The sequence below is a fragment of the Marinobacter sp. genome (assembly GCF_041690455.1).
In the GTDB taxonomy this organism is placed as follows: Bacteria; Pseudomonadota; Gammaproteobacteria; order Pseudomonadales; family Oleiphilaceae; genus Marinobacter.
Window position 1 is genome coordinate 1 of the sequence record NZ_JAWLHI010000111.1, and the last position, 7,721, is coordinate 7,721.

Here is a 7,721-nt window from a genome sequence, read left to right on the forward strand (position 1 = left end):
TGATGAAGCAGGGGTTAGAGGTAACGGTGGGGTCAGATGAAAGCCTTCATCTGACCCCAACTTCACCCCGCCTACAGCTCCTGAGTGTCCAGCCCCAGATCCTTCACCATCTCCCGGTTATCAGAGCTGGTCACCACCGCGGTGCTGGCCTTCTCCGGCACCAGCCAGGTGGTGGCCACCCGCTTCAGGTCGTCCAGGGTGACGGCCAGAACCCGCTCCCGGAACCGTGCGCGTTGCTCGGGTGAACGGCCAAACAGTTTGTTGTGGAACGCATGCCTCGCGGCGCCGGCCGGTGACCGGGGCCGGTCGAGCTGGCCGATGACGCCGAGGATGGACTCCTCCAGCTCCTGGTACTCATGGTCGGTTTCCTGCAACCAGTCCAGGGCCTTGTCGAAGTCCTCCAGGGTCTCGCCCAGCCGGGGATCCCGGTAAGAGAAGAACCGGAACACGCCATTGACGCTGTCCTGCCCGGCGCCACCGCCATAGGCGCCACCCTTCTCACGGATGGCCCGGTGCAGATACCCGTTACGCAGGAAACCGCCAAGCACAGTCAGTGCCGCCGCATCGGGATGATCCACCGGCACGGTCTGGTATGCCTTGGCGCAGAAGTTGACCTGGGTAGAGGTCAGCCAGGCTTCCCGGATGGTGTAATCCACGGGGTCCATGCGCCAGGTATCCGCATTGCCAGCAGGCTCGCCCTGCCAACAGGATTTGAGATCATCCACCATGGCGGGCAGCTGGTCGTCTTCACCGATTACCAGGAACTGGCGGTGCTGGTTCCGAATCTTCTCGTGCAGAGCGGCCAGGCGGCCACAGAAAGCTTCCAGCTCGGCCGGATCGTTCAGGGCTTCATCCAGCTGCTTGGTGCCGCGGATGCCCGCCAGGCCACCAAGACGATAGGCCAGCCAAGCGCCGGCACTCAGCCCCTGGGAAGCCGCACCCATGGCCAGGGCGTGGCCGCTGCCGGTCACCGCTTGAACCCGACGGGCCCGGATCTGGGCAATGATTTCCCGGATACGGTCCTTCTCGTCAAAGCGCGCGCCCTTGTAGACGTCGTGCAGCAGCCTTGTGAGCTTGCTGCGGTTACGCGCCAGGGCCTTGCCACTGAAAATCAGGTAACCCGAGACATCCTGCACGTCATCAATCTTGCCCTTGGCACTGAACGCGGCACTGATGCCACCGGATTCCGCGGAAATCCGGTCCTGCATCTGCAGGTAATCCAGATCGCCACAGCCGATTTCGGAGATCAGCGTGGTGTAGTACGGCAGGAACAGAAGATCCTCTTCGGTCAGCGTCGGCACCGGCACCACCACCTGCTCATACACCAGGCCGTTGGTACCGCGGGCGTAGACCGTCGCGGAGATATCGCCGTCATAGCGGCACTCCGGCTCCGGCATCTGCAGGGGCACATCAGACAGGTCCACCTTGGGCAGGATAGAATCGTCATCCTTGCGCATCTGGCGCTCTTCGAGGGCCCGGGCGCGATCAACAATCTGTTGCGCCTCCTCTTCAGTCAGGGTGGCCTTGCGGCGAGCCAGGGCTTCGCGGATCGCCTGCTGCCGACGGGACTCCAGCTTCTCGTCCGGGCGCAGGGTCAGGGTGACCCGATGTGGGTTTTCCAGCAGCTTGCGGCGAATCAGCCCCGGCACATAGTCCGGATCCTTGATCTTCTCCCGCAGCGTTGCCAGTACCGGCTCCAGGTCCAGCAGTTCGACCGGATCGCCGCCATGAACCATCGGTGCGATGGCACTCATGATCAGCTGCAGGCCATAGGGGAACTGGTCGCCGGCGATCTCCCGCTGGTGCAGTTCCAGCTGGTGCAGGATGGCCTCCAGCCGTTCCTCGCTCACACCCTCCTCAACCACTTTCTGCAGGGTGTTCTCGATCAGCGTCTCGAGTTCCTTGTGTTTGTCCGGCTCGCTGCCCTCGATACCACAAACGAAGGTCATCTCCCGGTTGGAGTCCTCGAGGCCACACATGGGTGACGGCGCATGGCCGAGATCGGTGGTTTCCAGCGCCCGCATCAGCGGAGAGGCACTGTTCTCCAGCAATACGGCGGACAGCAGCTGGCCTTCCATGTTGTCCAGCAGGTCAAAACTGTGGCCGAGCAACCACCCCGTCACGATGTGGGTCTTGTTCTCGGTGCCCTCACCCTCGTTCACCGCATAGCCCTGCTCCACCCGGACCGGGCTGAACATCCGCTTCTCGTCGCGGACCGGCAGTTCGATGTCCAGTTTGTCGAACCGCTTGAGTGCCAGCTCCTCGAACCGCTCATGATGCTCGTGGGCAGGAATATTGCCGTAGGTAGCAAAAATCGCGTTGCTCGGGTGGTAATGGTGGCGATAGAAGTCCACCAGATCGCTATAACTCAGATCGACGATGTGGTCCGGCTCACCGCCGCTGTTGTAGTGGTAGGTGGTGGTCGGGAACAGGTGGCTGCTGAGGTTCTGCCACAGCTGGGAGGTCGGTGCGCTCATGGCGCCTTTCATCTCGTTGTATACCACACCGCGATACACCAGATCGCTATTCGGATCGTCCGGCTTCTCGAATTCCAGCCGATGCCCTTCCTGGGCAAAATCCAGGGGGTCCAGCTTGGAGAAGAACACCGAATCCAGGTAAACCGAGAGCAGGTTGTCGAAATCCTTCCGGTTCATGCTGGCAAACGGATAGGCCGTCCAGTCACTGCTGGTAAACGCGTTCATGAAGGTGTTGAGGGACCGGCGGATCATCATGAAAAACGGATCCCGGACCGGATATTTCTCACTGCCACACAGGGCCGTATGTTCCAGGATATGGGCCACACCGGTGGAGTCCATCGGGAAGGTGCGCAAGGCAACGAAGAACACGTTCTCGTCGTTGTCCGCCGCCAGGTGCAGGTGGCGGGCACCGGTCTTCTTGTGACGGTACTCCTCAACCTCCAGGTTGAGGGTGTCAATCCGGTGACTGCGTAGCTTCTCAAAGGCCGGATGGGTTGCGTTCTCGATCACAGCAGCCATTCAATCTATCCTGTCTTTAAACAAATGGAGACTTGTAGGGTAACACGTAGTATCGATTATCATGCACAGTCCCGTAGCGATAAGGTAGCCCTGCAAACCATGACCAAGTCTGCTGAAGAAACCACAACCCTCGAGGCCCCGGAGGTCGCCGCCTACTGGGCGGAGCGGCGCCGCTACCTTGAGCGCATTCGAAAGGTGCCGGAGATCCGCAACAGGTTCTGGCGGGAAGTGGGCATCTACCTTCTGCGTCGCCTGCTGTGGTCGTTCGGTTTTTTCCCGATCATGATCGCCTTCTGGGTTCCGTTTGTACTCTCGAGCTTCAATCCCGTGGCCATGGCCGCCGACCTGATCCCCCTGCTCCAGGATTTCGTCAACTCCAACCCGGAGATCCAGGCCACCACCATCAGCACCATTCTGATCGCCTGGGCCTCCATCGGTTTCTTTTTCCTGGTCTTCGACTTTGTCCTGACCCCGTTCCGCTCTCCCTATGAATACGAAGCCGACGTCTATATGAGGTCATGGGAACAGCTCAACCATGACAAGCTTCCGGACAAAGTGTGATTTGGCTGGCATTCTCGATAACTTCAGTCACTTTCTGTTACATAACGTTGCAGTCAGTGGTTAAGATCAGGAGGTAATCAGGATTCGGTAAGACAGGATCAAGAGGTTCCTTCATGGTCGATTTCAGACCACTGCTGTTCATTAATGCACTGGCGCTGATGCTCCTGGTGACCGCCGGCTTTGCCTCGGTGGGAAATGACCACAGCTTGGGGGAACTGCAACCCTTACCTTCCCCTTCCGAAACCATTGAGACGGCGGTTACCGACACCCCTGAACCCGCCGAGGCCGAGAAAATTCAGGAGGCGCCAGAGCCGGCACCCCCGAAGCCTGCACCGGCGGCAGTTACTGTGGCCGAGCCCTTCAGCATTCCGCCCATGCCCGCAGACACTCGAACCACGGCAATGGCGGAACCCGCAGCCGAACCAAAACCAGAACCCGAGCCCACCACCGGCCTGATGGTCCTGCGCTCCAACGTCATCGGCGATCAGGTCACCATCAACGGCAAACAGTACGGGGCTACCCGTCTCGATCTGGAGCTCCAGCCGGGCGAATACGACGTCACCATCACCAAGCCCGGCTATCAATCCTGGCAACAGACGGTCGCCCTGGAAGCCGGGGAAGAAATGACCCTGGTCGGCAAACTGGAGGCCTACACCACCGTCAATTACCGCAACGGGACCTGGGTCGGCGGGGTCAGGACCGGTGACGGCACCTTCCAGGACCAGGATGGCCTGCGTTATGAAGGGCACTTCATTGACGGCCAGTTCCACGGCAAGGGCACCGCATGGTACCCGGACGGCAGCCGCTACGAGGGCGACTGGGTCAAGGGGCAACGCCAGGGCGAAGGCGTCTGGCGCGGTGCAGCGGGTGCCGAGTACACCGGCCAGTTCGCTGCCGACAAATTCCACGGCAAGGGTACCCTGACCCGCGCCAACGGGGATATTCTCACGGGCCAGTGGGCTGAGGGGATGCTCAATGGCCACGGCTCCCTGACCACCGCCGACGGCATGCTGTATGTGGGCGGTTTCCGCAATAATGAATTTCACGGTACCGGCGCCCTTACCTATGCGGATGGCGGCGCCTACGAGGGCGAGTTCTCCAGCGGCGAATTTCACGGCTCGGGTGCCGAGATCTTTGCCGACGGCAAGAAATACGAAGGGCAATACATGGAAGGCACGTTTCACGGCAAGGGTCTGCTGCGCAACCCCAACGGCAGCTCGATCGAGGCCACCTTCCGCCACGGCGAACCCTATGGACAGGTTCGTCTGACCACCGCGGCCGGTGAGGTATTCACTGCCCGCACCACGGAACCCGGTGTGTGTTATCGGGAGAAGAGCTATCGGGCCACCCAGTGCCCGCAACTGGAAGGCTGGTAGGTTCCGGCCCGATCACCCACGCACTCGCAGTAACAGGTTGAGGTAGTGACCATGTCGATCAAGAACGCTCTGCTGGTAGATGACTCCAAGGTAGCCCGGTTTGCCCTGAGCAAACTGCTGGAAAACCGCGACATGCAGGTCAATATGGCCGGCTCGGCGGAGGAAGCCCTGGAATTCCTGAACAGCCATGAGCGCCCGGACGTGATTTTCATGGACCACCTGATGCCCGGCATGAACGGCGTGGAAGCCACCCGCGCCATCAAGGGCAACCCGGAAACCGCTGGCATTCCGATCATCATGTGCACCTCGAGGAAATCCCCTTCCTTCACCGAAGAAGCGAAAAACTTCGGGGTCTATAACATCCTGACCAAACCGCCCCAGACGGACGGCCTGGGCGAGGTTCTCGACCAGCTGGCCAGCGACGTCAGCAACGGCAACCTGCCGGAACCAACGTTTACCGAAATCCCCCAGGAGACAGATCGAGAGGATCTGAACGTTGCGGAAGACGCGTCGGTACAACTCGCGCCCAAATCCGAGCCGGAACCGGAGCCGGAACCGGAACCGCAGACCAATGGCCACGCCTCACCCAACGTGGTGCCGCTTACCAGTGAACTGATCGAACAGATCGCCCGCTCGGCGGTGAAGACCCACATCAACAACCGCCTCCATGAACTGCTGAGCGACCTGTTCGATGAGCAGTTTGATCATCTGAGGCGGGCCCTGGATGAGACCCGGAGCAAACAGGAAGCCGCCATCGAGGAGCGGCTGGGCGACCTGTCGGAACTGATCGAACAACGCACCCGGCACCTGCGGGATGATGTGGCCGCGGAGGTAAACCTGAATCTTGCGCGCGAGCTGGCCGATTTGAAACGGGACCTCAAGAAACAGTCCGGCTTCACCAGTGCGCATATGGACGAGCTCAAGGACCACATCACCAGCGTGCAAACCATCGACACCGAATTCTGGCAAACGCTGCAATCAGAGGCGATCCAGCAGGCCCATGAAATCTCGCGGGAAACGTCGGAAGACATCGCCCAGCGCACCATTGACCTGTTCGTTGCCCAGCAGCGCGCCGCCAACTCCCGGGCCTATACCCTCGGCCTGGCAGTCAGCCTCGGCATCTTCAGCGTCGGTATTGCCTGGCTGTCCGGTCTGTTTGCCTGAACCGGGCGCGGATGCGCCGCCAGTCCGAGGGCGTATCGACATCGTCATGAATGCCCCCAACGGGCACCAGGGTAGCGCCAACCTCCGTGAGCAGCCGGCCGGCACCCCGATCCCCTTCCAGGGCCATCACCTCCGGCCATAGCCAGCGGGGCAGATACGCCGGGACACCGGCCCTGCCGCCATAATCCGCCGCCATCGCCTGGTTGGGCACCTGCCGAGCCGCCTCCCCCATCGCCCGCAAGGCCTCCGGATCCAGCAACGGCTGGTCTGCCACCAGCACAAAGACGCCCTTCACCTGAGGCCCCAGGCTCTCGATGCCCGTTGCCAGCGACGCGGACAATCCCTGGGCCCAATGTTCGCAGGGCAACCAGACGGACGGCTGGAGATGACAACGAAACCGGATCAGGGGGTACCAGGCGCCGGTGACCACCCGCACATCCCGGCTGAGCAGCCGGGCCTGGCGCAACGACTGATCCAGAAGAGTACCGCCATCCGGCAGTGTGAGCAGGGCCTTGGCACGCCCCAGGCGGATTGATGCACCGGCTGCCAGCACAATCACGGCAAAACCGGATTCGTCCGGATGAGAACTGAATCTTCTAATAAGCACCCCGATAGCAATATCCAATGGCGGGAAAGCACCGGCACACTGCCGGAACTGCTGATTTTTGCTAGAATTCGCCAATCACTCAATCATACCCTCCGGACTCCCGATGAATCACCTGTTTGTCGACAACCTTACCGTCATCGATTTCGCCTACCTGGACGCCACCCGCGGGCTGGTGGGCGAGAGCTGGATTGCCGACGTGGTACTCGGCGGAGAACTGGACGAACAGGGCATGGTGTTCGACTTCAGCAATGTCAAACGCACCATCAAGCGCGTGATCGACGAGCGCGTCGACCACCGCCTGGTGATTCCCCGCGGTTACCAGGGCCTGGTCTGGGACGAAGACCAGCCGGACACCTTCACCTGGAAGCTCACCGATGGCAGCCAGATTGTCCACCGCTCCCCGGATGAGGCCGTGGTCTGGCTCTCCGCCGAGCACGCGGTGCCCTCCGCCGTGGCCCGCCTGCTGGAGCATGAGCTGATGGAGGTGTTGCCCGCAAATGTCACCTCCGTGGCCATCAACCTGCGCGAGGAAGTGATCGAAGGCGCCTACTACCACTACGTCCACGGCCTGAAGAAGCATCTGGGCAACTGCCAGCGCATCGCCCACGGCCACCGCTCCCCGATCCGCATCGACCGCAACGGCCACCGGGATTACGACCTGGAACGCCGCTGGGCCAGCCTGTGGCGGGATATCTACGTGGGTTCCGAAGAAGATGTCGTTCGCCGCCACGTCGGTGCGGATGGCGTGCGCTACGTCACCTTCGAGTACGAAGCCAACCAGGGCGAATTCGCCCTCACCCTACCCGAGGAACGGGTGTATATGCTGGATACCGACACCACCGTTGAACTGATTGCGGCGCACATCGCGGACAAGCTGAAGGCGGAGTTTCCGACGGATTCGATTCGGGTGAAGGCGTATGAGGGCGTGGGTAAAGGGGCGATTGCCGAGCGTTGAATGTTGAAGTCGGGGTCAGATGAAAAAAGAGGGCCGGCGAATTCGCCGGCCCTCTATTTTCA

6 protein-coding genes are annotated in these 7,721 nt (G+C 61.1%); 4 read left to right on the top strand and 2 right to left on the bottom strand.

Annotation, left to right across the window (positions count from 1 at the left end):
• Nucleotides 1-71 precede the first annotated feature (71 nt).
• Nucleotides 72-2,996, bottom strand: a complete 2,925-nt coding sequence (locus tag ACESMW_RS17905) for an insulinase family protein (RefSeq protein ID WP_372988339.1) — start codon at nucleotides 2,994-2,996, stop codon at nucleotides 72-74.
• A gap of 99 nt (nucleotides 2,997-3,095) precedes the next feature.
• On the opposite strand from ACESMW_RS17905, the gene ACESMW_RS17910 reads away from it, so the two are divergent.
• From ACESMW_RS17910 to ACESMW_RS17920, 3 genes are all read left to right on the top strand, one after another.
• Nucleotides 3,096-3,557, top strand: coding sequence for a hypothetical protein (locus ACESMW_RS17910; RefSeq protein ID WP_372988340.1), 462 nt, complete (start codon nucleotides 3,096-3,098; stop codon nucleotides 3,555-3,557).
• 113 nt (nucleotides 3,558-3,670) lie between these two features.
• Nucleotides 3,671-4,933, top strand: a complete 1,263-nt coding sequence (locus ACESMW_RS17915; RefSeq protein ID WP_372988341.1) for an MORN repeat-containing protein — start codon at nucleotides 3,671-3,673, stop codon at nucleotides 4,931-4,933.
• Between the two features lie 51 nt (nucleotides 4,934-4,984).
• Nucleotides 4,985-6,097: a response regulator gene (locus ACESMW_RS17920; RefSeq protein WP_372988342.1), complete on the top strand. Its 1,113-nt coding sequence runs from the start codon at nucleotides 4,985-4,987 to the stop codon at nucleotides 6,095-6,097.
• Here the strand turns inward: ACESMW_RS17920 and ACESMW_RS17925 are convergent.
• Nucleotides 6,057-6,704: an NTP transferase domain-containing protein gene (locus tag ACESMW_RS17925; protein WP_372988343.1), complete on the bottom strand. Its 648-nt coding sequence runs from the start codon at nucleotides 6,702-6,704 to the stop codon at nucleotides 6,057-6,059. The two genes, ACESMW_RS17920 and ACESMW_RS17925, sit on opposite strands and share 41 nt — an antisense overlap.
• 103 nt (nucleotides 6,705-6,807) lie before the next feature.
• On the opposite strand from ACESMW_RS17925, the gene ACESMW_RS17930 reads away from it, so the two are divergent.
• A complete protein-coding gene (locus tag ACESMW_RS17930) occupies nucleotides 6,808-7,659 on the top strand; it encodes a 6-pyruvoyl trahydropterin synthase family protein (RefSeq protein WP_372988344.1) in 852 nt (283 codons plus the stop codon).
• Nucleotides 7,660-7,721 lie beyond the last annotated feature (62 nt).